At 73.6% G+C, this 20783-nt stretch carries 20 protein-coding genes; 18 read left to right on the top strand and 2 right to left on the bottom strand.

Annotation, left to right across the window (positions count from 1 at the left end; translation table 11 throughout):
* Positions 1-2: 2 nt before the first annotated feature.
* Positions 3-1019, bottom strand: coding sequence for a dTDP-glucose 4,6-dehydratase (rfbB, locus tag ACQPYE_RS21695; RefSeq protein WP_498713895.1), 1017 nt, complete (start codon positions 1017-1019; stop codon positions 3-5).
* A 266-nt stretch (positions 1020-1285) separates the two neighbouring features.
* Between rfbB and queD the strand changes: the two genes are divergently transcribed.
* The 4 genes from queD to ACQPYE_RS21675 all read left to right on the top strand — a co-directional run bounded on the left by queD (position 1286) and on the right by ACQPYE_RS21675 (position 4206).
* A complete protein-coding gene (queD, locus tag ACQPYE_RS21690; RefSeq protein WP_498713893.1) occupies positions 1286-1651 on the top strand; it encodes a 6-carboxytetrahydropterin synthase QueD in 366 nt (121 codons plus the stop codon).
* A gap of 87 nt (positions 1652-1738) precedes the next feature.
* On the top strand, positions 1739-2407 hold the full coding sequence (locus ACQPYE_RS21685) for a 7-carboxy-7-deazaguanine synthase QueE (RefSeq protein ID WP_498713891.1): 669 nt from the start codon (positions 1739-1741) through the stop codon (positions 2405-2407).
* A 2-nt stretch (positions 2408-2409) separates the two neighbouring features.
* Complete coding sequence (folE, locus tag ACQPYE_RS21680; RefSeq protein WP_498713889.1) at positions 2410-2985, top strand: GTP cyclohydrolase I; 576 nt, start codon at positions 2410-2412, stop codon at positions 2983-2985.
* A 39-nt stretch (positions 2986-3024) separates the two neighbouring features.
* Positions 3025-4206 carry a glycosyltransferase family 4 protein gene (locus tag ACQPYE_RS21675; RefSeq protein ID WP_498713888.1) on the top strand — a complete coding sequence of 394 codons (1182 nt, stop codon included), beginning with the start codon at positions 3025-3027 and terminating at the stop codon, positions 4204-4206.
* 200 nt (positions 4207-4406) lie between these two features.
* Here ACQPYE_RS21675 and ACQPYE_RS21670 read toward each other — a convergent pair whose 3' ends face one another.
* A complete protein-coding gene (locus ACQPYE_RS21670) occupies positions 4407-4949 on the bottom strand; it encodes a CGNR zinc finger domain-containing protein (protein ID WP_498713886.1) in 543 nt (180 codons plus the stop codon).
* Between the two features lie 101 nt (positions 4950-5050).
* On the opposite strand from ACQPYE_RS21670, the gene ACQPYE_RS21665 reads away from it, so the two are divergent.
* The 14 genes from ACQPYE_RS21665 to ACQPYE_RS21600 all read left to right on the top strand — a co-directional run bounded on the left by ACQPYE_RS21665 (position 5051) and on the right by ACQPYE_RS21600 (position 20700).
* Complete coding sequence (locus ACQPYE_RS21665) at positions 5051-6304, top strand: MFS transporter (protein WP_498713884.1); 1254 nt, start codon at positions 5051-5053, stop codon at positions 6302-6304.
* 264 nt (positions 6305-6568) lie between these two features.
* Positions 6569-6808 (top strand): phosphopantetheine-binding protein, encoded by a 240-nt coding sequence (locus tag ACQPYE_RS21660; protein ID WP_498713882.1) that lies wholly within the window; start codon positions 6569-6571, stop codon positions 6806-6808.
* On the top strand, positions 6805-9936 hold the full coding sequence (locus ACQPYE_RS21655; RefSeq protein WP_498713880.1) for a non-ribosomal peptide synthetase: 3132 nt from the start codon (positions 6805-6807) through the stop codon (positions 9934-9936). Before ACQPYE_RS21660 ends, ACQPYE_RS21655 begins: the two co-directional genes overlap by 4 nt.
* Positions 9933-10595, top strand: a complete 663-nt coding sequence (locus ACQPYE_RS21650; protein WP_498713879.1) for an alpha/beta fold hydrolase — start codon at positions 9933-9935, stop codon at positions 10593-10595. Before ACQPYE_RS21655 ends, ACQPYE_RS21650 begins: the two co-directional genes overlap by 4 nt.
* On the top strand, positions 10588-11328 hold the full coding sequence (locus ACQPYE_RS21645; protein ID WP_498713878.1) for an SDR family NAD(P)-dependent oxidoreductase: 741 nt from the start codon (positions 10588-10590) through the stop codon (positions 11326-11328). Before ACQPYE_RS21650 ends, ACQPYE_RS21645 begins: the two co-directional genes overlap by 8 nt.
* Before the next feature lie 7 nt (positions 11329-11335).
* Entirely contained in the window at positions 11336-12592 is a 1257-nt protein-coding gene (locus tag ACQPYE_RS21640; protein ID WP_498713876.1) for a glutamate-5-semialdehyde dehydrogenase, read from the top strand.
* Positions 12592-12873: an acyl carrier protein gene (locus ACQPYE_RS21635; RefSeq protein WP_498713874.1), complete on the top strand. Its 282-nt coding sequence runs from the start codon at positions 12592-12594 to the stop codon at positions 12871-12873. The genes ACQPYE_RS21640 and ACQPYE_RS21635 overlap by 1 nt, the downstream gene beginning before the upstream one ends.
* Entirely contained in the window at positions 12870-14186 is a 1317-nt protein-coding gene (locus tag ACQPYE_RS21630) for a TrpB-like pyridoxal phosphate-dependent enzyme (RefSeq protein WP_498713872.1), read from the top strand. The genes ACQPYE_RS21635 and ACQPYE_RS21630 overlap by 4 nt, the downstream gene beginning before the upstream one ends.
* Positions 14183-15262, top strand: coding sequence for an acyl carrier protein (locus tag ACQPYE_RS21625; RefSeq protein WP_498713870.1), 1080 nt, complete (start codon positions 14183-14185; stop codon positions 15260-15262). Before ACQPYE_RS21630 ends, ACQPYE_RS21625 begins: the two co-directional genes overlap by 4 nt.
* Entirely contained in the window at positions 15259-16857 is a 1599-nt protein-coding gene (locus tag ACQPYE_RS21620; RefSeq protein ID WP_498713868.1) for a class I adenylate-forming enzyme family protein, read from the top strand. Before ACQPYE_RS21625 ends, ACQPYE_RS21620 begins: the two co-directional genes overlap by 4 nt.
* Complete coding sequence (locus ACQPYE_RS21615) at positions 16850-18148, top strand: alanine racemase (protein WP_498713866.1); 1299 nt, start codon at positions 16850-16852, stop codon at positions 18146-18148. Before ACQPYE_RS21620 ends, ACQPYE_RS21615 begins: the two co-directional genes overlap by 8 nt.
* A 20-nt stretch (positions 18149-18168) precedes the next feature.
* On the top strand, positions 18169-18420 hold the full coding sequence (locus tag ACQPYE_RS21610; RefSeq protein WP_498713865.1) for an acyl carrier protein: 252 nt from the start codon (positions 18169-18171) through the stop codon (positions 18418-18420).
* Positions 18417-19580 carry an acyl-CoA dehydrogenase family protein gene (locus ACQPYE_RS21605; RefSeq protein WP_498713863.1) on the top strand — a complete coding sequence of 388 codons (1164 nt, stop codon included), beginning with the start codon at positions 18417-18419 and terminating at the stop codon, positions 19578-19580. Before ACQPYE_RS21610 ends, ACQPYE_RS21605 begins: the two co-directional genes overlap by 4 nt.
* The gene (locus tag ACQPYE_RS21600; RefSeq protein WP_498713861.1) at positions 19573-20700 is read left to right on the top strand and encodes an acyl-CoA dehydrogenase family protein; all 1128 of its coding nucleotides are present in this window, start codon (positions 19573-19575) and stop codon (positions 20698-20700) included. The genes ACQPYE_RS21605 and ACQPYE_RS21600 overlap by 8 nt, the downstream gene beginning before the upstream one ends.
* Positions 20701-20783 lie beyond the last annotated feature (83 nt).

The following is a 20783-nucleotide window of genomic DNA, read 5'->3' as shown; positions in this document are numbered from 1 at the left end:
CCTCACCCCGCATCCGGATCGACCCCGTGCATCGCCGGGAGCTTGTCCTCGTTCACCCGCGGTCGGGTGGTGGCCCACCGGTCGGTGTTCCCGCGGTACCAGTCCACCGTCTCCGAGAGGCCGTCGGCGAACGACCTGACGGGCAGGTAGGCCAGGTCGTTCGCGATCTTCTCCCAGCTCAGGGAGTACCGGACGTCGTTGGACAGGCGGTCGGCGACGTAGTCCACGGAACTCCACTCGGCGCCGCACGCCCGGAGGACGAGGGAGGCCAGCTCGTTGTTGGTCAGGTCGGTGCCGCCGCCGATGTTGTAGATCTCCCCGGGAACTCCGTTGCGGAGCACCAGGTCGACGGCCCGGCAGTGGTCCTCGACGTGCAGCCAGTTGCGGATGTGCTCGCCGTTGCCGTGCAGGCCGATGCGCTCGCCCTTGAGCAGGCGGGAGACGAAGGAGGGGATGACCTTCTCGACGTGCTGCCCCGGGCCGTAGTTGTTCGAGGAACGGGTGATGCACACCGGCACGCCGTAGGTGTGGAAGTACGAGACGGCCATCATGTCGCCGGCCGCCTTCGACGCGGCGTACGGGCTCGTCGGACGCAGCGGGTGGTCCTCGCGGGCGGTCCCCGTGGGCAGCGGCCCGTACACCTCGTCGGTGGACACGTGGACGAACTTCCGCACGCCGAAGCGCATCGCCGCGTCCAGGAGCGTCTGGGTGCCCAGGACGTTGGTGGACACGAACTCCTCCGCCGCCGCGAACGACCGGCCGACGTGCGACTCCGCGGCGAAGTGCACGACGACGTCGTGCGCCTCCACCAGGTCGACGACGAGGGCCGCGTCGCGGATGTCGCCCTCCACGAAGTCGAAGGCCGGGCGCTCCCACACGTCGCGGAGGTTCTCGACGTCCCCGGCGTAGGTCAAGGCGTCGAGCACCGTCACCCGGGACAGGTCTCCGTCCCGGAGCAGGTGTTTGACGAAGTGGGAACCGATGAACCCGGCGCCACCGGTGACCAGGACCTTCTGCACAGCCCCACCCCCTCCTCGAAACGGGTCCACGTCGACAGGTCGACGGTCCCGTCGGCAGGCGACCACGTGGGATCCGATTCTCGGTCCCGCCCGGCCCTCCGCACATCACGGCGGCGCCCGAAGTGTCGCCTCCGCCCGACCGAGACCGGACCGGGCCGCCCGCTCGGGCACCCCGCGCTCTTCGGAGGTCGTCCGGCCGCCTCTCGGTCAACGCCGTGATGCGCCGCCCCGCGTGACGCGGGCAGCATCGGTCCAGGAGGTTCGGGATGAGTTTTCGCATCAGCAAGGAGTTCCAGTTCTCGGCCAGCCACCGGCTGGAAGGGCTGCCGGACGGGCACCAGTGCGGCCGGCTGCACGGCCACAACTACGTGGTGAAGGTGGAACTCGGCGCGGCGGCGGACGGCCTGGACGCCGTCGGCTTCGTCCGCGATTACGGCGAGCTGTCCACGTTCAAGAACTGGCTGGACGACGAGGTCGACCACCGCCACCTGAACGAGGTGCTGGAGGACCGCAACCCCACCGCGGAGAACCTGGCGCGCTGGATCTACGAGCGCTGGGCGCCCCACTACCCGGAGTTGAGCGCCGTCCACGTCTCCGAGACGCCCAAGACGTGGGCGGAGTACCGACCGTGACCGCGACGTCGGCGCACGTCGGGGGAGGTGGTGCCGCAGCAGGTCCGAAGCTCGTCGTGAACGAGATCTTCGGCCCTACGTGAAGCGGTGCAGGGAGAAGGGCCGTCGCTCGGTCGGCGGTGCGCGTTCGTGCGCCTGGGCGGGTGCAACCTGTCCTGCCGCTGGTGCGACACCCCGTACACGTGGGATTGGACCGGAGTGGGTGACACGGGAGTCGTGTACGACCCGAAGGTGGAACTCCGCGCGATGCCGTGGGACGACGTCCTGCGCCGGTTGGTGGAGTACCAGGTGGGGTTGATCGTGATCTCGGGTGGTGAACCCCTCAACCAGCAGCACCGGTTGGTGCCGCTGGCACGCGCGCTCGTCGACTCCGGCCACCAGGTGGAGGTCGAGACCAACGGAACCGTGGTGCCGATCCGGGAACTGGCCGACCTGACGCGGTTCAACGTCTCGCCGAAACTGGCGCACTCCGGCGATCCCGAATCACGCAGGCTCGTGCCGGCCGCCCTCACCGCACTCGCCGCGCTACCGGGAACGGCGTTCAAGTTCGTCTGCAGGTCCCTCGCGGACCTGGACGAAGTGGCGTCCGTGGTGGACCGGCACGGCACCGAGCCGGTGTGGATCATGCCCGAGGGAAGGACCGGGGGCGAGGTGCACCGCACTCTCGGCGAACTCGGCGACGCCGTGATCGCCAGAGGGTGGAATCTGACTACCAGGCTGCACGTCTCAGCGTGGGGCGATCGGAGGGGGAAGTGACCGTGATCAGTCCTTTGGAAGGCCCGGAGTCGGTCCGGGACCCCCTGGAAGACCTGGCCCGCAAGCTCCTGGTGGAGATCGGGGAGGACCCGGACCGGGACGGCTTGAAGGAGACACCGGCGCGGTTCGCGAGGTGGTGGCGCGAGTTCAGCGGTTACGACGCGGGAGACGCCGACGCGCGTTTCCCCATCGTCTCGCAGGGGCAGATCGTCATGGTCTCGGACATCGCGGTGTGGTCGCTGTGCGAGCACCACCTCCTGCCGTTCTCCTGCACGCTGACCATCGCGTACAAGCCGGACGGCGACGTGCTGGGGCTGTCCAAGTTCGCCCGCATCGCCCACCGCCACGCCCACCGCCTGCAGGTGCAGGAACGGCTGGTCTGCGACATCGCCGACGAGGTGGTCTCGGCCACCGGGTCCGCCGACGTGGCCGTCATCGGCCGCGGCGAACACCTGTGCATGAGCATGCGAGGGGTCCGGACCCCGGCCCTGATGACCTCCTCGGTCTTCCGAGGCGCGTTCGAGGACTACGGCCCGGCCCGTCAAGAACTCATCGCCACGATCTTCGCCGGGCGCTGAGGCGCGCACCCTGCTTTCCTCGTCCACTGTGGAGCATCCGTGAACATCGCCATCGTCTTGTTGACCCACAACCCCGACGAACCGGCAGGCGTCGAGCGGGGGATCGCCTCCCTGGCCGACGGGCTGCGCGAGCTCGGGCACCGCGCGATCATCATCGCCGCCGGTCCCGCCGGCCCGGAGGACGGCCCGGACCTGATCCGCCTGGAGACGGTGACGCTGCCCCGGCCGGTGCTGTTCGACGACCCGAACGTCATGCCCGCCGACCCGGAGCCGGTGCGGCGGGAAGTCCTGCGGCTGATGGAGGAGCACCAGGTCGACGTGGCCTGCTGGACCGATGCCGGGGTGGGCCTCGGCTACCTGGCCCCGGCTCCGGCGGGCGTGCGCACGGCGTTGATGGTCTACTTCCTCCGGGTCGACGAGCCCATGAAGCAGAGCCTCGCCCACGAGCCGGACGCCGTGATCTCCATCAGCGACTTCCTGACCGACGAGGCCGCCCGCGCCGGGCTCGACTCACGTCGGTGGCACTCGTTGCCCAACGCCCTGCTGTGCCCCAGCGATCCGCCGGGTGAGGCTGAGCGGGAGCGGCTGCGGCAGACCGGTCCGGTGCGGATCCTCGCCAGGGCCGACCCGTCCAAGGGCGTGGCGGAGCTGCTCCGCGCCCATCCCGGGGGCTTCGACCGCCCGGTGCAGGTCGTGCTGGCCGCGGCGGCGTTCGAGCTGTGGGCCGGCATGCAGGACGACATGATCGCCGAGTGCCGGCGGTTGGCCGCGGAGCTGCCGAACGTGGAGGTCCTGCCGGCGATCCCGTGGACCGGGGCGCAGCCCTTCCTCGGCGGCGCCTCGGTGGTGCTCGTGCCGTCCACCAGCCCGGAGACGTTCTGCAACGTCGCGGCGGAGGCGCTGTCGATGGGAACCCCCGTCGTCGGGTACGACTTCGGCCACCTTCCCGTGCTCGTCGGCGAGGCGGGCCGGATGGTCGAGCTGAACGTGGTGAGCGGGTTCGGCCACCTGCCCGCCCTCACCGGTTCGACCCTGAAGATGATCGACCTGGAGAGCGGACCGGCACGGCTCTGGAAGGCGACCGAGGAGCTGCTGGCCGATCCGGAGGCCTACCGGCGCGCGTCCCGGCAGGCGCCTCTTCAGGTGGCCACCCACACCCCCGCCGCGGTCGCGCGCGAATTCCTCCGGATGGTGGCCGGTGCGGACGTGGCCGGCGGCTGACGTGAAGACCTGTGCCCGCCGAACCGCGCAGGTAGGGCACGTCGACCAGACCGCCCAGCCGCTGCCGTCCGCGGCTGGGCGGTTCACCCGGCCGGTGGCGCAGCAGCCCTTGACGTCCAACCCGACCCTCACCTGGTTGTGCGGAGTCGGGTTGCTGGATGATCAGTCCCCACCCGCTTGGCCGTGATCGGGGCAGCCGGTCAGTCGACCTCTTGGAGGCGCAGCTCCCGCTGCCGGGCCGAGTAGCGCCGGGACTTCGCGCGGTTGCCGCAGACCCGCATCTTGCACCAGCGCCTGCTGTGGTTGCGCGACACATCCCAGAAGACCCAGCCGCACACGTCGTCCGCGCACCGCTTCAGCCGCTGCGACTCGCCGGTGGTCACGAGCTCGGACCAGGCGATGGCCAGGCGCGCCAAGGCCCGGTCGACGGGAGGCAGCCCCAGGGCGGGCACCAGTCCGCCGGCGGTGAGGCTGACGAGCACCGGCAGGCTCGCGAGCACGGCCTCGCCCGCGGCCAGCCCGTCCGGCTGGACCTGGCCGAGCGCGGACCGGACGCCGGCGCGCAGGTCGAGCAGCCTGCGGTGCTCCTCGGTCGTCAGCGGCACGGGCTCGTCCAGCAGGCCGCGCGCGTGCAACCAGGCCGCGGCCGCCTCGGCGCCGGCCAGGTCGTCGGTCTCGTCCTCCAGATCGACGGTGTTGGCGAACGACCTGGTCAGCTCCGCTGCCCGGGACGGTTCGATCATGTTCCCACCACCTAACCCGGTTGATGGTTACCCCGGACTCCTCTAGGGTAACCCGCGAAGCAGGACTGACCGGCTAACGCGATAGGTGGTTAGGAGAGCGGATGACGACCACGGACGTGCCGGCAGGCGTCGACCGGACCAGCAGCCGCAACACCGCGGTGCTCGTCGCCTTCACCGCCGTCACCAACCTCGCCGACGGCGTGACCAAGGTCGTCCTGCCGCTGATGGCGACCGCCCTGACCAGCTCGCCGCTCCAGATCTCGGCGGTCGGGCTGACGCTGACGCTGCCGTGGCTGCTGGTGGCGCTGCACGTCGGCGTGCTGGTCGACCGGGTCGACCGCCGCCGCCTGCTGTGGGTCGCCAACGGCATGCGCCTGGCGGTAATAGCCTTCCTGCTGGTCGCGGCGACCTCGGACGCCACCACCCTGCCCATGCTGTACGCGGGCGGCCTGATCCTGGGCGTCGCCGAGGTCGTCGCGCTGACGTCGGCGGGCGCGCTCGTGCCCGACGCGGTCGCCCCCGCCGGTCGGGAACGCGCCAACACGTGGGTGGCGGGCGCGGAGACCGTCTGCAACGAGTTCTGCGGCCCGTTCGTGGGCGGCCTGCTGGTGGCGGCGGGCGCGTCGGTGGCCCTGGGCTCCACCGCGGTGGCCTACGTCATCGGCATCGGCGTGCTGGTGTTCCTGGTGGGCAAGTTCCGCGTGGCGCGGGCGCAGGATTTGGAGGGCAGGTCGGTCCGCGGTGACATCGCCGAAGGGCTGAAGGTGTTGTGGCACAACGAGGTCCTGCGCCTGATGGCGCTGGTGCTGACCGTGCTGTGCGCGTGCTGGGGCGCGTGGCTCGCGCTGATGCCGCTGATCGCCACGACCACCATGGGTCTCGACGCCCGCGGCTACGGCTTCGTGCTCAGCGCGCTCGGCGTCGGCGGCCTGGTCGGCGCGCTGACCGTCGGCCCGCTCAACCGCCTGCTCGGCCGCCGCACGGTCATGTTCGTCGACATCGTCGGCACGCTGGCCATGGTCGCCGTCCCGGTGCTGACCACCAACGCCGTGGCCGTGGGCGCCGCGGCGTTCTTCGGCGGCCTGGGCGGCACGCTGTGGACGGTGAACTCGCGCACGATCACCCAGCTGCTCGTGGAGCAGGAGATGATGGGCCGGTTCAGCGCCGCCATGAGGCTGTTCAGCTGGGGCGCGATGCCGGTCGGCGCGGCCCTCGTGGGCGTGCTGGCCGAGTGGTTCGGCTTCCGGGTGGCCTTCGCGGTGTTCGCCGTGGCCACCGCCGCGCTCATCGTGCCGTTCCTGCGCACCTTCACCCCGGCCGTGCTGAGCCGGATCTACTCCACGACCCAAGCCTGACCCGCCCACGGGGCAGGCTTTCCCAGTCGCGGTCGTGCACCCCCAGGCACGACCGCGACTCCTTTCTCCCACGGGGTTCCGCCTGGCCGACGTGGCGTTGCCGAAGACCGGAAAACGCGTTTTCGGAATTTGTTCCGGGTGTTCCTATTCGACTATCGGCTGTTTCTATCGACTACCCCGAACCGGTCTTGATGGGCTTGTCCGGTGGCCGCATCCTGGGTTCATCGCCTCCGGTGTTCAAGCAGTCACCTGGGAGTTTGGTCGATGGATCCTGCCGTGCACACTTTTGTCGATGACGTTGACGCCACAATTCGGCGGTTCGTCCGCGTTCCTTTCACCGATGCCTCGACGTTGGCCGAGATCGGGCTCGACTCGCTGACGACGCTGCGCGTCGTGGCCGCGCTCGTGCCCGACGGCGACCGCGAGATCGACCTCGCGGAGCTGGCCGACCTCAAGACGCTGGGCCAGTTCCGGGCGTGGGTCGCCGGGCAGGTGACCCGGTGACCGCCACGATCAGCTCCACCCCGGTGACCGAGTCGCAGCTCGGCCTGCTGGTGGTGCACCGCTCGGTCCCCGTCGGGAACCTCTACAACGTGCTGGTCGAGCTGCGGCTCGACCCGACGCGCTCGGCCGCCGAGGTGCGCGCCGCGCTCACCGCCGTGCTCAACGCGCAACCCGCGCTGCGCCTGGCCTTCCGCGAACTGCCCGAGCCCGCCGCGTGGCTGCGCGAGCCGTTCACGCCGGAGGAGGCACCGCTGCGGCACGTGCCGGTGGACCGGGACTTCGCCGAGCGCACCCGCCAGGAGCTGGCGGACCTGGCCGCCGCGGGCTTCGACCTCGGCGAGGCGCCGTTGCTGCGCGCGGTGCACCTGCACGCCACCGCGGGCGACGAGTCGGTGCTGCTGATCTCCGTGCACCACACCGTGTTCGACGGGTACTCGCTGCAACCGCTGGTCCGCGACCTCGACGCCGCGCTGGCCGGCGACCTCGACGTGGCCGGGGTGCGCCCGGTGCGCGAACGGGCGCTGCTGCGCGAACTCGACGCCCAGGTCAAGGCGGGCGCGGCGGACACCGTCGAGGAGCAGGCCGCGGCGATCGGCGCACGGCTGCGGGGGACCACCGCGACCGTGCTGTACCCGCGGCCCAACCGCCCCACCACCACGGACTTCCGCGGCGCCCGCCGCGAGCTCCCGCTGTCGCCAGAGCGCTCCGCCGCGGTCGACCGCGCGATCACCGCGCTCGGCGTCACGCCCTTCACCTTCTTCTCCGCCGCCTACTCGGCCGTGCTCGCCCGGCACGGCGGCACCGACCAGGCGGTCTTCGGCAGCCCGCTGATGGCCCGGCGCACCGTCGGCTCCCACGACCTGTGCGGCTTCTTCGTCAACACGCTGCCGCTGGTGGTGGACGTGGACTGGGACCGGAGCTTCGCCGAGCACGCGCGCACCGCGGTGGACCGGGAGGTGGACGGGGTGCGTCGCGCGGTCACCGTGCCGTTCAGCCGGGTCGTCCGGCACGCCGCGCCGGACCGCGGCGGCAACCGCAACCCGCTGTTCTCCGCGATGCTCGCGATGCAGGACTCGACCGGCACCCCACCCGGTTCGGCCGTGCGCTCCGTGCGCGAGCACGGCTCGGGCACCGCGAAGTTCGACCTGTGGCTCGGCGTCACCCCCACCCCGGAGGGCTGGCTGCTGGAGCTGGAGCACGACGTCGCGCTGCTGCCCGAGCCGATCGCCGCCGCCGTCGCGGACTCCCTGCTGCACGCGCTCGACCGGGCCGCCGCGGACCCCTCGACGCCGCTGCGGGACCTGTTCGAGGACGCCTCGGTCGAGGAGGCGCACCGCGCGGACGGGTTCCGCCGGGAACCGCCGTGCGCGGACCTGGACGGCTGGCTGGCGCGGGTCGCCGCCGGGCGACCGGAGGCCGTCGCGGTCGAGGAGGAGGGCCGCGTCCTCACCTACGGCGAGCTGGCCCGCGAGGTCGCCGCCGTCGCGGCCGGGCTGCGCGGGCGCGGCGTCGAGCCGGGGCAGGTCGTCGGCCTGACCACGACCACCCTGGTGGACACCGTCATCGCGATGCTGGCCGTGCTGCGGCTGCGCGCCGCGTTCCTGCCGCTGGACCTCGCGCTGCCCGCCGAGCGGCTGGCCCACATGGTCGGCAAGGCCGACTGCCGCATCGCCGTCGGCGGGGGAGACCCGGGCGTGCCGGTGTTCCCCGTTGCCGAGCTGCGCGCCGTCGGCGACACCGCGCACGAGGCCGGCGACGTCGGCGGACCGTCCGGAGGCGACGTCACCGGACCGTCCGAAGAGGATGGTGTCTACGTCATGTTCACCTCGGGCTCGACCGGCAGCCCCAAGGGCGTCCTGATGCACAACCGCCCGCTGGTCAACCTGACCGCGTGGCAGCTCGTCGCGCTCGACGTGGACGAGGGCACCCGGTTCCTCCAGTACGCGCCGCTCGGGTTCGACGTGTCCTTCCAGGAGATCGTGCCGACGCTGGCCGCGGGCGGCACGGTGGTCTCCCGCGAACCCGCCGACCGCCGGGACGTGCCGGCGGTGGTGCGCCGCGTGCTCGACACGGGGGTCACCCACGTCTACCTGCCCGTGGCGGCGCTGCGGCCGTTCGTCCAGGCCGCGGAGGGGCTGCGGTTCGAGCACCTGAGGTACGTGTGCGTCTCCGGCGAGCAGCTCACCGTCAACGACGTGGTGCGCGACTTCTTCGCCCGCCACCCCGGTGTCCGGCTGGTCAACCTCTACGGCCCGACCGAGACGCACGCGGTGACCACCCACCGGCTGTCCGCCGAGGACTCGGACTGGCCCTCGCACGTGCCGATCGGCGTGCCGCTGACCGGCGTGACCGCCCAGGTGGTGGACCGCACCGGGCACCTCGCGCCGCGCGGCGTCGTCGGCGAACTGCTGCTGGGCGGGGACTGCCCGGCCCGCGGGTACGTCAACGAGCCGGAGCGCACCGCCGAGCGGTTCGTGCCCGACCCGCGCGGCACCACCCGCTACCGCACCGGCGACCAGGTGCTGTGGGACGCCGACGGGGTGCTGGTCTTCCTCGGCCGCGACGACCACCAGGTGAAGATCCGGGGCTACCGCGTCGAACTCGGCGAGGTCGAGGTCGTCGCCCAGCAGCACCCCGGCGTGCGCCGGGCGGTGGCCGTCGCGCGCGGCGAGGGCGCGGACCGCCACCTGGTGCTGTTCGTCCAGGCCGACGCACCGGACCTGGCGGCCCTCCGCCGCCGGCTGGCCGACGCGCTGCCGCCGTACATGGTGCCGCTGCGCGCGTTCACCGTGGACGAGGTGCCCCTGACCGGCAACGGCAAGGTGGACCGCGCCGCCCTGCTGCGGCAGGCCGACGCGCCGGCGGACGAGCAGCGGGCGGAGGAGGCCGGGCGCACCACGACCGACGACTCGTTGGAGGCGGGGCTCCAAGCCCTGTGGGCGGAGCTGCTGGACCACCCCGCGCCCCCGCTCGACCGCTCGCTGCTGGAGATCGGCGCGCACTCGCTCAACGCGCTGGTCGCGCTGAGCCGCGTGGAGCAGGAGCACGGCGTGCGCGTCCCGATCCTCGACTTCTTCCGCGACCCCACCGTGGTCGCGCTGGCCGCGCTGGTCCGGGAGCGCCGATGACCACCGCGCGTGAAGCGGACCTGCTGGTGGAGCTGGCCGCGGGCGACGGCGCGCCCACCCTGCTGCTGCACCCGGCGGGAGGCGGCGTCGGGCCGTACTTCGGCATCGCCGCCGAACTGGCGGCGCGCGGCCCGGTGCGCGCGATCCGCGCCGCCGGCCTGCTGCCGGGCGAGGTGCCCGACGACGACCTGACCGCGATGGCCGACCGCTACGCCGCCCTCGTCGACCAGCCGCCCGCCCTGCTGTTCGGCTGGTCCATGGGCGGCGTGCTGGCCTGGGAGCTGGCCGCCAGGTTCGCCGAGCGGGGCGCCCGGCCCGCCGTGGTGATGGTGGACAGCACCCCCGACCCGGAACCGGTGGACGACCGGCTGCGCGAGCGGGTCGTGGCCTCCGCCGGGTTCACGCCCACCGCGGCCGACCGGGAACGCGTCGCCGCCGTCACCGACGCCCACCTGCGGGCGGTCGACCGGCACCGCGTGCGCGTCCGCTACGACGGCCCCGCGCTGCTGGTCCGCTGCCCCGACAACACCGACACCCGGTGGCCCGAGCTGGCGCCCCGCCTGCGGACCAGGCACCTGGACTGCGGCCACTTCGACGTCTTCGCCCCCGACCACCTGCCCACCCTGGTCGCGCACACCAAGGAGTTCCTCGATGACTGATCGGCTCGCCGTGGTCAGCGGCGGCACCAAGGGCATCGGCCTGACCCTGACCACCCGCCTGGTCAAGCTCGGGTACCGCGTCGTGGCGCTGTACCGGGGCGACGCGGACGCCGCGGCCCGACTGGTGGCCGAGCACGGCGACCGGGTGGCCGCGGACCGGGTCGACGTCACCGACCCGGCGGCGGTCACCGCGTGGGCCGAACGGCTGCTCGCCGCGCACGGCACGCCCGCGGTGCTGGTGAACAACGCCGGCGTCAACGTCGACCGGCCGTTCCTGGAGATGACCGAGGAGGACTGGTCCACCGTCCTGGACACCAACCTGTCCGGTCCGTTCCGGTTGACCAGGGCGCTGGCGCCGGCCATGCTCGCGGCCGGCTCCGGGAACGTGGTCAACGTCGGCGCCACGACCGGCATCCGCCCCCGGCTCAACGGCGTCAACTACTGCGCCAGCAAGGCCGGTCTGCTCCAGCTCACCAAGTGCCTCGCGCTGGAGCTGGCACCGGCCGTGCGGGTGAACTGCCTGATCCCCGGCATGACCGACACCGAAGAGCTGCGGACCCGGTTCCGGCTCGACGACCCCGACCGGCTGGCCGCGGTGCTGGCCGAGATCCCCCAACGACGCATCGGTTCCACCGACGACATCGCCGACGCCCTGGAGTTCCTGGTCAGCCCGCAGAGCGGCTACCTGACCGGCCAGAAGCTGATCGTCGACGGCGGCCAGTTCATGTGGTGAGGAGACCATGACCGAGCAGTTGCTGAGTTCCGCACGCGCCGCGCTGCACGCGGCACCACCGGTCGGCGACCCGGCCTACCACCGCTACTGCGGTGCGCTCGCCGAACACCTGACCAGCTCGTGGCCCTTGGTGCTCAAGGCGAACGAGGAAGACGTCGCGGAGGCCCGACGCCGAGGGCTCCCACCCGTGCTGGTGGAGCGGTTGCGACTCACCGAGGACCACCTCGACGGCCTGCTGCGGCTGATCGACGCGGTCACCGCCGAACTGGGCCCGGCGACCACGCCCGCGCCGCCGGTCCCGATCGGCGACTGGGGCGCGCTGCGCAAGGTGCCCAAGCCGCTGGGCGTGGTCTTCATGGTCTACGAGGCCCGCCCGACCGTCACCGTCGAGGGCGCGCTGATCCCGGTGGTCGCCGGCAACAGCGTGCTGCTGCGCGGCGGCAAGGAGATGGCGGCCACCGACGCCGCCCTGGCCACCGCCGTGCACGAGGCCCTGGTCTCCGCCGGGCTCCCGGCCGGGCTGGTCACGGTGATCGAGGACCCGGACCGCTCCGTGTTCCGGGCGCTGCTGCGCCGGCCGGACGCGGTGGACGTGCTGATCCCGCGCGGCAGCCCCGCGCTGATCGACTTCTGCCGCTCGGCGGGCTCCATCCCGGTCATCGCCAGCGGCGGCGGCGTCAACCACCTCTACGTGCACGGCAGCGCGGACCTCGCGCGGGCCGCCGCGATCGCCCTGGACAGCAAGCTCGCCGAGCCCTCCGCGTGCAACACCCTGGAGCTGGTGCTCGTCGACGAGCACGTGGCCGACGACTTCGTCGAGGAGGTCGTCCGCACCGGCGCCGACGTCACCCTCAAGCTCGGCGGTGGGCTCAAGGCGCGGCCGGGTGGCGGCGTGCGGATCGCCGAGCTGGCGCGGCACGACCTCGGCCGCGAGTTCCTGGAGTCGACCATCGGCGTGCTGCCGGTGCCCGACGTGGACGCCGCCGTCGAGCACGTCCGCCGCTACGGGTCGGCGCACACCGAGGGCGTGGTGAGCGCCGACGACGCCGCGATCGAGCGGTTCACCCGCGGTGTGGACGCCGCCGCGGTCGTGGTGAACGGCTCGCTGCGGCTGCACGACGGCCCGACCCTCGGGCTGGGCTCCGAGATCTCCATCAGCACCGGCCGGCTGCACGTGCGCGGCCCGGTGACCGTCTCAGCGCTGCTCACCCACACCTGGGTCGTCGAGGCCCGCGGTGCGCTGCGCGCAGAAAGGGGGAACTGATGTCCGTCGAGGCACTGGACCGCGTGACCGTCACCCGCGCGGTCAAGACCGTCGTGATCGCCGAGTCGCGGTTGTCGATCGACCCCGACGAGGTCTCCGGCGACGAGCCGTTGAACGGCGAGCTGCTGCGGGTCAACTCGTTCGGCTTCGTCGGGATGCTCGTGCGGCTGGAGGACGACCTGGGCGTGACGCTGCCCGACGACCTGTTCGTCGGCCGCACCTTCACCACCGTCGACGACCTCGTGGCCGTCGTGCTCGACGCGGTGGAGGCGGCGCGATGACCGGACTGCCCACGAGCTGGCGCAGCGTCCTGCCCCACCTCACCACCCCGCTGCCCGAGGACCGCTCCCCGGACCACGTCGCCGGTGGCGGCGGCATCGGCGTGAACCTGCCCATGGAGCTGGTGCGCCAGAGCATCCAGCCGCGCGAGTACTGGCCGATCCCCGAGGAGGTGCTGGACGCCTACCGCAAGTTCCGGCCGACCCCGCTGTGGCGGGCCACGGGCTTCGAGGAGGCGGTCGGCGCGAAGGTGCCGGTCTACGTGAAGTACGAGGGCGGCAACATCTCCGGCAGCCACAAGCTCAACACCGCGCTCGCCCAGGCCTACTACTACAAGCGGGCCGGCGTGGAGGAGTTGGTCACCGGCACCGGCGCGGGCCAGTGGGGCACCGCCCTGGCCGCCGCCTGCGCCTTGTTCGGCCTGCGCTGCACGGTGTTCATGGTCGGGTCGAGCCTGGCCCGCAAGCCCTACCGCGGCGTGCTGATGCGGATGCTCGGCGCGGAGGTGCTGGCCAGCCCAACCGGCACGACGAAGGTCTCCCGCGAGGCGGGGGAGCAGGGCAACAGCCTGTCGCTGGCCATCGGCGAGGCCGTGGAGCACGCCGCGGGCAAGCAGGGCGCCGCGTTCTGCATCGGCAGCGGCGAGACCTACAGCATCCTGCACCAGTCGGTGATCGGCATCGAGGCGATCGAGCAGCTGGCCGAGCTGGACGCCGACGTGGACGCGGTGGTCGGCTGCGTCGGCGCGGGCTCCAACTTCGGCGGCATCGCGCTGCCGTTCCACGCCGAGGCCGTCGCCACCGGCGCCCGGTCGCCCCGGCTCGTCGCCGCGGAGTCCAGCTCCACGCCCAAGCTGACCCGGGGCGTGTACGCCTACGACCGGACCGACGCCACCGGCGCCGGTCCCCTGGAGGCCATGTACACCATCGGCAGCTCCTACTCGATCCCCGACTCGCACTCGGCGGGCCTGCGCTACCACGGCGCGGCCAAGCTGGTCTCCGCGATGCGGCACGCGGGCCAGGTCGACGCCGTCGCGGTCGACCAGGTCGAGGCGCTGGAGGCGGGCCGCCGCTTCACCGTGCGCGAGACGGTGCTGCCCGCGCCCGAGTCCGGGCACGCGCTGGCCGCCGCGGCGCGGCTCGCGGCCGACGGCGCCGAGCGCGGCGTGCTGGTCTGCGTCAGCGGCCACGGCTACCTGGACCTGGCGGCGTACCAGCAGTTGCTGGACGGCGAGCTGAGCGACCAGGCCCCGGCCGAGGAGGCGCTGCTGGCGGCGGTGGCGGGGCTGCCGCGCGTGGAAGGGGCGCGGGTGTGACCGCCTCGACCGACACCGCCGTGCGCGCCGAGCTGCTGGACTGCGTGCAGGCCAACCTGGCGCTGCTGGCCGACCGCGGGCACGGCCCGGGACGGCACCTCGCGCTCGGCGCGCGGCTGCGGTTCGCGCCCGTGCCCGGTCCGGCCGGGCTGCCCACCGTGGAACCGACCCTCGACGACCACCTGCGCGACGCGCGCCACCTGCTCGGCCTGGCCGTGGTCGACCGGTGGCACGCCACCACGTCGGCGGACCTGCTGCGGGGCCACGGCCCGGTGTACGTGGTCGCGGACGCGTTCCACCTGCCGTGGGTCCCCTACCGCGGGCACGAGCACATGGACCACAGCTTCCTGGTGGAGGCCGGGCCGGCCGGCTTCACCGTGCACGACGCCTATCACAACGACACCCGGTGGGGCCCGGCGCGACCGGGGCGCTGGGAGCTGACCGCGGCGGAGCTGTCGGCCGCCGTGCCGGACGGCGCGCGGGTGTTCCGGCTCGAACCGGTGGACCAGCCCGCCGACGTCCGGCCGCGGCAGGACCACGCCGAACCGGACGTCGTGGACGCCTACGCGCGGGCCTACCGGGAGCACCCCGACCGGGTGGCCGCGCTGGACCGGCTGACCCTGGAGACGTGGCTGCTGGCCAGGTCCCGGCGGCTGCACGCGGCGTGCCACGACGACCCCGCCGCGTTCGAGGAGCACGTCCGGCGGTGGGAGGCGCTGGCCGAGCAGACCTACCTGGCCTACCGCCGGGTGGCGCGCGGCCGGCCGGAGCCCCCCGGCGTGCTGCCCCGGCTCGTGGACCTGCTCGCGGCCGACCGGGTCGTGTTCGACGGGCTGCGGCGCGAGATCGCGGCCGTGGTGGCGCGGGTGCTCAACGTCGACCCCGCCGAGGTCCTGGGCGGCGAGCCGTTCCCGTCCTTCCCGTCGTTCTCCTCGTTCCGGGTGGTCGACATCGTCGAGCGCCTGGAGTCCGCCCTCGACGTCGAGTTCGACGCCGACGACCTGGTGCCGGAGAACCTGCACCGGCTCGACGACCTGTGCCGTCTCGTCTCCCGCTCTTCCGGAGGACCGGAATGACGACCCTGCTGCACGACCTGATCGACGCGGCGGAGCGGAACTGGCCGGACCGGCCCGCGGTGTCCACGGCCACCGACCTGCTCACCCACCGGCAGGTGGCGGAGGGCAGCCGCCGGGTGGCGTCGTGGCTGACCGACCGGGGCGTGGCCCGGGGCGACCGGGTGGTCGTGGTCGCGCGGTCCGAGACGCTCGTCCCGGTGCTGGTGTACGCGGCCTCGCGGATCGGCGCGGCGTTCACCGTCCTGCACGAGCAGACCCGCGGCCGACCGCTGGAGCACGTGCTCGACGACAGCGAACCCGTTCTGCTGGTCGCGGCCGAGGAGGACGCGCGGGCCGCAGCGCGGTCCCGCGGCATCCGGGCCGCCTCACCCGAGGAGATCGAGGCCGCAGCCCTCACCGACGCGCCGACCCGCTCCGACACGCCCGCCTTGGCTGGCTCGCCGACCCTGGCCGACGCATCCGCCCTGGCCGACAAACCCTTCCGCTCTGACGCCCCCGCCCTGGCCGGCGCGCCTGTCCGCTCCGGGGCACCGGGCCCGCTGGCGGTGGACCCGGTCTGCCTCATCTACACCTCCGGCACCACCTCGCTGCCCAAGGCCGTGGTGAGCACGCACCAGCAGGTCGTGTTCGCGGTCGGCGCGATCCAGTCGCAGCTGGCCTACCGCCCGGACGACGTCGTCTACTGCCCGCTGCCGCTGTCCTTCGACTACGGGCTCTACCAGCTGTTCCTGGGCGCGGCGAGCGGCGCGCACGTGCGGCTGGGGCGACCGGCCGAGGTGGGGCCGTCGCTGCTGCGCAACCTCGTGGGGGCGGGTGCCACGGTCCTGGCGTCGGTGCCCGCCGTGGCCGAGACGCTGGCCCGGCTGGTCAAGCGCTCCGGTGGCGCGGGCGTGCCACCGCTGCGGCTGCTGACCAACACCGGCGCGGCCATGCCGGTCGAGCCGCTGACCGTGCTGCGCGCCGCGATACCCACCCTGCGGGTGCAGCTGATGTACGGCCTCACCGAGTGCAAGCGGGCCGCGATCATGCCGCCGGACGGCGACCTGGAGCGGCCCGGCGCGTCCGGCCGCGCCCTGCCGGGCACCGAGCTGTTCGCGATCGACGCGGACGGCAGGCGGCTGCCGCCCGGCGAGATCGGCGAGCTGGTCGTGCGCGGGCCCAACGTGATGGCGGGCTACTGGCGGCGGCCGGAGCTGAGCGCCCAGCGCTTCCACCGCGCCGAGGGGCTCTTCCCGGAGCTGCGCACCGGTGACTACGGCCGGCTCGACGAGGACGGCTACGTGTACTTCGACGGCCGCCGCGACGACATCTACAAGCAGCGCGGCTTCCGGGTCAGCGCGACCGAGGTGGAGGCCGCCGTGCGGCGGGTTCCCGGGGTGGAGTCCGCGGTGGTGCTCCCGCCGGACGGCGACCGGTCCGCGGTGCTGGTGGTCGTCGGGCAGCTCACCGCGGACGAGGTCACCGCGCTGCTGAAGGACGAGATAGAAGAGTTCAAGATCCCCCACCGCTGCGTGGTGGCGCCCTCGCTCCCGCTGACCGGCAACGGGAAGGTCGACCGCAAGGCCCTGCTGCGGGAGGTGGTCAGCGGTGTCTGAGGACCCGGTGGCACAGGGGGCACAGGCCGTGCCCGGAAACCAGGCCGTGCCCGGAAACCAGGCCGTGCCCGGAAACCCTGCCGTCGCCACGGCCCTGCGGGAGGGCGTGGAGACCCCCGCCTACGTCTACGACCTGTCCGAGGTGCGCGCGAACCTCGCGCGGCTGCGCTCGGCGCTGCCCGAGCGGTCCGGCCTCTACTACTCGCTCAAGGCCAACCCGCACCCCCACGTGCTCGCCGCGCTGCGGGAGGGCGGCGCGCGGGCCGAGGTCTGCTCGCCGGGCGAGCTGGACGCCGCGCTCGCCGCCGGGTGGCCCGCGGACACCCTGTTCTACAACGGGCCGGGCAAGCGGGACGCCGACCTCGCCCGCGCCCTGCGCCTGGGCGTGCGGGAGTTCTCCGTCGACTCGCCGCACGCGCTGGACCAGCTGGACGCGGTGGCGCGCGCGGAGTCGGTCCGGGTCCGCTGCCTGCTGCGGATCAACGACGACCAGCCGGAACCGGGCCAGGGCCTGACCATGACGGGCGTCACCTCGCAGTTCGGCGCGGACGTCGGCTGGGTGCTCGCCGAGCCCGCGCGCTTCGGCGACCGCGACCACGTCGAGGTGGTCGGCCTGCACCTCTACATGGGCACCAACCTGGCGGGCGTCGACGAGCTGCTCGCCCAGTTCGGACGCAGCCTGGCCACCGCGGCGAAGCTGCGCGCCGAGGGCTTCCGGGTCGACGTGCTCGACCTGGGCGGCGGGTTCGGCGCGCCGTTCGCGAAGGAGGGCGGCGCGGTCGACCTGGCCGGGCTGCGCGAGGGCCTGCACGACCTGCTCGACGAGCACGCGCCCGGTTGGCGCGGCGGTGCGCCGGAGGTCGTCTTCGAGTCCGGCCGCTACCTCGTCGGCACCGCCGGGTCGCTGGTGACCGCCGTGCTCGACGTGAAGCGGTCGCACGGCCGCGACGTCGTCGTGCTGGAGTCGGGCATCAACCACCTGGGCGGCATGGCCGGGCTGCGCCGCCTGCCACCGCTCAACCCCACCCTGGTCCACCCGGCCGGCGCCGGACCGGCGGAGCCGACCGTCGTGGCCGGACCGCTGTGCACGCCGCTGGACACCTGGTCGCGCACCGCGCGGCTGCCGCGGCTGCGGCCGGGCGACCTGGTCGCCGTGCCGAACGTCGGCGCCTACGGCCTGCACGCCTCCCTGGTCGCCTTCCTCGGCCAACCCTGCCCGGTGGAGGCCGTGGTGGACGGCGACCGGCTGGTCCACACCTCCCGCCTCGAACTGACCCGAGTTCCCCGCTGACGCGAAAGGACCACTACGCCATGGACGAGCGCTTCACCGCACTGCTGACCCGCTTCCTGCCCGCGCGCGGCGACCGCGAGCTGACCCCCGAGACCCCGCTGCGCGACCTGGGGCTGGACTCCATGCAGTCCATCGAGCTGCTGTTCGCCATCGAGGACGAGCTCGGCGTGTCACTGCCCGACGAGGACCTCACCGACACGACGTTCGCCACCGCCGGCAACCTGTGGCGGGCCGTCTCCGCCGCGACGGAGAACCAGGTCGGTGCGGCGTGACCACCACCGCGCCGAACCTCGCCGAGTCGGCGGACGCCGTCGCCGCCGTGGTCGCCGAGCACGCCGGGCGGACCGACGCCGACGCCGCGTTCCCGGTGCGGGCGCTGGACGAGATGCGTGCCACCGGGCTGCTCGGCCTGCTGGTGCCTGCCGAGCACGGCGGTCTCGGCGGCTCGGTCGCCGACGTGCTGGCGGTCAGCACGCGGCTGGGCCGGGAGGACATGTCCGCGGCCATGATCTTCGCGATGCACTGCCAGCAGGTCGCCGCGGTCGTGCGCCACGCCGGCGACCGGCTGCGCGGCGAGCTGCTGCCCGCCATCGCCCAGGGGAAGCTGTACCTGGCGTCGGTGACCACCGAGGCGGGCAAGGGCGGTCACCTGCTGACGGCGCGGGCGGAGCTGCGCGACGACGACGGCGAGCTGGTGGTGGACCGGTTCGCCCCGATCGTCACCGGTGGCGCGCACGCCGACGGCTTCCTGGTGACGATGCTCGGCCCGAACGCGACCTCGCCGAACCAGGTCTCGCTCGTCTACGCCGGGCGGGACCAGCTGGAGGTCACCCCGTCCGGGGAGTGGCAGCCGCTGGGCATGAGGGCCAGCCACAGCGGCGCGCTGCGGCTGCGCGGCCGGGTGCCCGGCCACCAGGTGGTCGGCGAGCACGGCGGCTTCCACGACATCGTCACCCGCACGTTCGGTCCCCTGGCCCACCTGGGCTGGTCGGCGTGCTGGCTGGGCACCGCGAGCGGCGCGTTGTCGCGGGTGCTCGGGTTGCTGCGCGACCCGTCCACGCGCGGATCGCTGAACCTGGGTTCCGAGCTGCTGCTGACCCGTCTCGCCAGGGCGCGTCAGCGGCTGGAGGTGGTCAACGCGCTGCTGTGGCGCACCGAGGCCGTGGTGGCGGGTGCGGACGACCTGTCCCGGCCGCGCGTCCAGCTCCTGCTCAACGAGCTGAAGATCACCGCGGCCGAGGAGTGCCACGCGGCGGTCGACGAGCTGGTCGAGGCCGTGGGGCTGCGGCACGGCTACCTGCGCGACTCGCCGACCGGGCTGGAACGCGCGTTGCGCGACCTTCGCTCGGCGGCGCTCAACTACAGCAACGACCGGCTGTACCTGGCGGACGGGAGGCTCGCCCTGCTGGACCCGGAGGTGCGCTTTGCCTGAGCAGCCGACCGGGACCGGTTTCGCCGAGCGGGTGCGGGGCGTCCTGGCCGCCGTGCCCCCGGTGCCCGACGCGACGGCCTGCTGGGCGGCCCTGGGCAAGGCGGGCGTGCTCGCCCGGTCGTATCGGGACGGGCGACCGGAGCACGGCGTCGACCCCGGGCGGTTGGGCGCGCTGCTCGCCGCGCTGGACGCGCGCGGGCTCAACGGCGTGACGCTGGCCGCGTGCGTGCAGCTGGCCACCGTGCTGCCGCTGCTCGCGGAGGGCGTCGGGTCGGGTCCGGCCGTGGCGGAGGCGCTGGGGCGGACGCTCGACGGCTCCGCCACCACCGCGCTGGCCGCCACGGACGAGGCAGCGGGCTCGGACCTCACGTCCCTGGCCACCGAGGTCCGCGCCGAGGGCGACGAGCTGGTGGTGCGCGGCGCGAAGCGGTGGATCACCAACGCGACCCACGCGACCTGGCTGCTGGTGCTCGCCCGGCGTCGACCGGGACCGCACTTCACGAACTTCTCGTGGGTGCTGGTGCCCGCCGACGCGCCCGGCGTGACCGCGCGGCCCGCCGACACCGACCTGTTCGCGGGCAGCGGCGTCGGGCACGTCCGGTTCGACGACGTGCGGGTGCCCGCCGACCACCTGGTGGGCAGGCCGGGCCGGGGGCTGGCCGGCTTCGCGCGGCACATCGCCGTCGAACGCCTCGCCGGCGCGCTGTGGGCGGTCACCCTGTGCCGGCGGGCGCTCGACGCGGCCAAGCGGTCGTTGACCGCCCGCGACGGGCTGTGGCAGCTCGACGGCGTGCGTCAGCGGTTCGCGACCGGCCTGGTCGAGGTGCACCAGCTGCGCGCGCTGGCCCAGGGCCTGGCCGGGCGGATCGCCGTGGACCACGACGGCACGGCCGGCGCGCTGCTGAAGGCGTCGGTGGGCCTGACCGTGGACCGGGTGCTCGCGGAGTGCGCCCACCTGCACGGCGCGGAGGGGTTCACCGCCGGTGGGCCGCACCTGCTGCGCGCGGAGGCCGGGGTCTTCGGGGTCGGCGGCGGGGTGACGGAGGTGGTGCTGGGCGGCGTCGCGGACCAGGCGGACCGGCTGCTCGCGGAGCTGGCCGACTGGGAGTCGGTGCCGTGAGGACCGGAATGGTGGCAGCCGGATCGACGGAGGCCAGGACCGCGGAGGCCAGATCCGGTGAAGTCGGGGCCTTTGAGCCTGGG

This window comes from Actinosynnema sp. CA-299493 (assembly GCF_050946825.1).
Taxonomy (GTDB): Bacteria; Actinomycetota; Actinomycetes; order Mycobacteriales; family Pseudonocardiaceae; genus Actinosynnema.
This window is presented reverse-complemented; position numbering and strand designations above follow the sequence as displayed.

Coding starts and splice junctions, on each gene's coding strand:
- queD (WP_498713893.1), top strand. CDS start 1,286: ATGAGTTTTCGCATCAGCAAGGAGTTCCAGTTCTCGGCCAGCCACCGG.
- ACQPYE_RS21670 (WP_498713886.1), bottom strand. CDS start 4,949: ATGATCGAACCGTCCCGGGCAGCGGAGCTGACCAGGTCGTTCGCCAAC.
- ACQPYE_RS21665 (WP_498713884.1), top strand. CDS start 5,051: ATGACGACCACGGACGTGCCGGCAGGCGTCGACCGGACCAGCAGCCGC.
- ACQPYE_RS21660 (WP_498713882.1), top strand. CDS start 6,569: ATGGATCCTGCCGTGCACACTTTTGTCGATGACGTTGACGCCACAATT.
- ACQPYE_RS21650 (WP_498713879.1), top strand. CDS start 9,933: ATGACCACCGCGCGTGAAGCGGACCTGCTGGTGGAGCTGGCCGCGGGC.
- ACQPYE_RS21645 (WP_498713878.1), top strand. CDS start 10,588: ATGACTGATCGGCTCGCCGTGGTCAGCGGCGGCACCAAGGGCATCGGC.
- ACQPYE_RS21640 (WP_498713876.1), top strand. CDS start 11,336: ATGACCGAGCAGTTGCTGAGTTCCGCACGCGCCGCGCTGCACGCGGCA.
- ACQPYE_RS21635 (WP_498713874.1), top strand. CDS start 12,592: ATGTCCGTCGAGGCACTGGACCGCGTGACCGTCACCCGCGCGGTCAAG.
- ACQPYE_RS21630 (WP_498713872.1), top strand. CDS start 12,870: ATGACCGGACTGCCCACGAGCTGGCGCAGCGTCCTGCCCCACCTCACC.
- ACQPYE_RS21620 (WP_498713868.1), top strand. CDS start 15,259: ATGACGACCCTGCTGCACGACCTGATCGACGCGGCGGAGCGGAACTGG.
- ACQPYE_RS21610 (WP_498713865.1), top strand. CDS start 18,169: ATGGACGAGCGCTTCACCGCACTGCTGACCCGCTTCCTGCCCGCGCGC.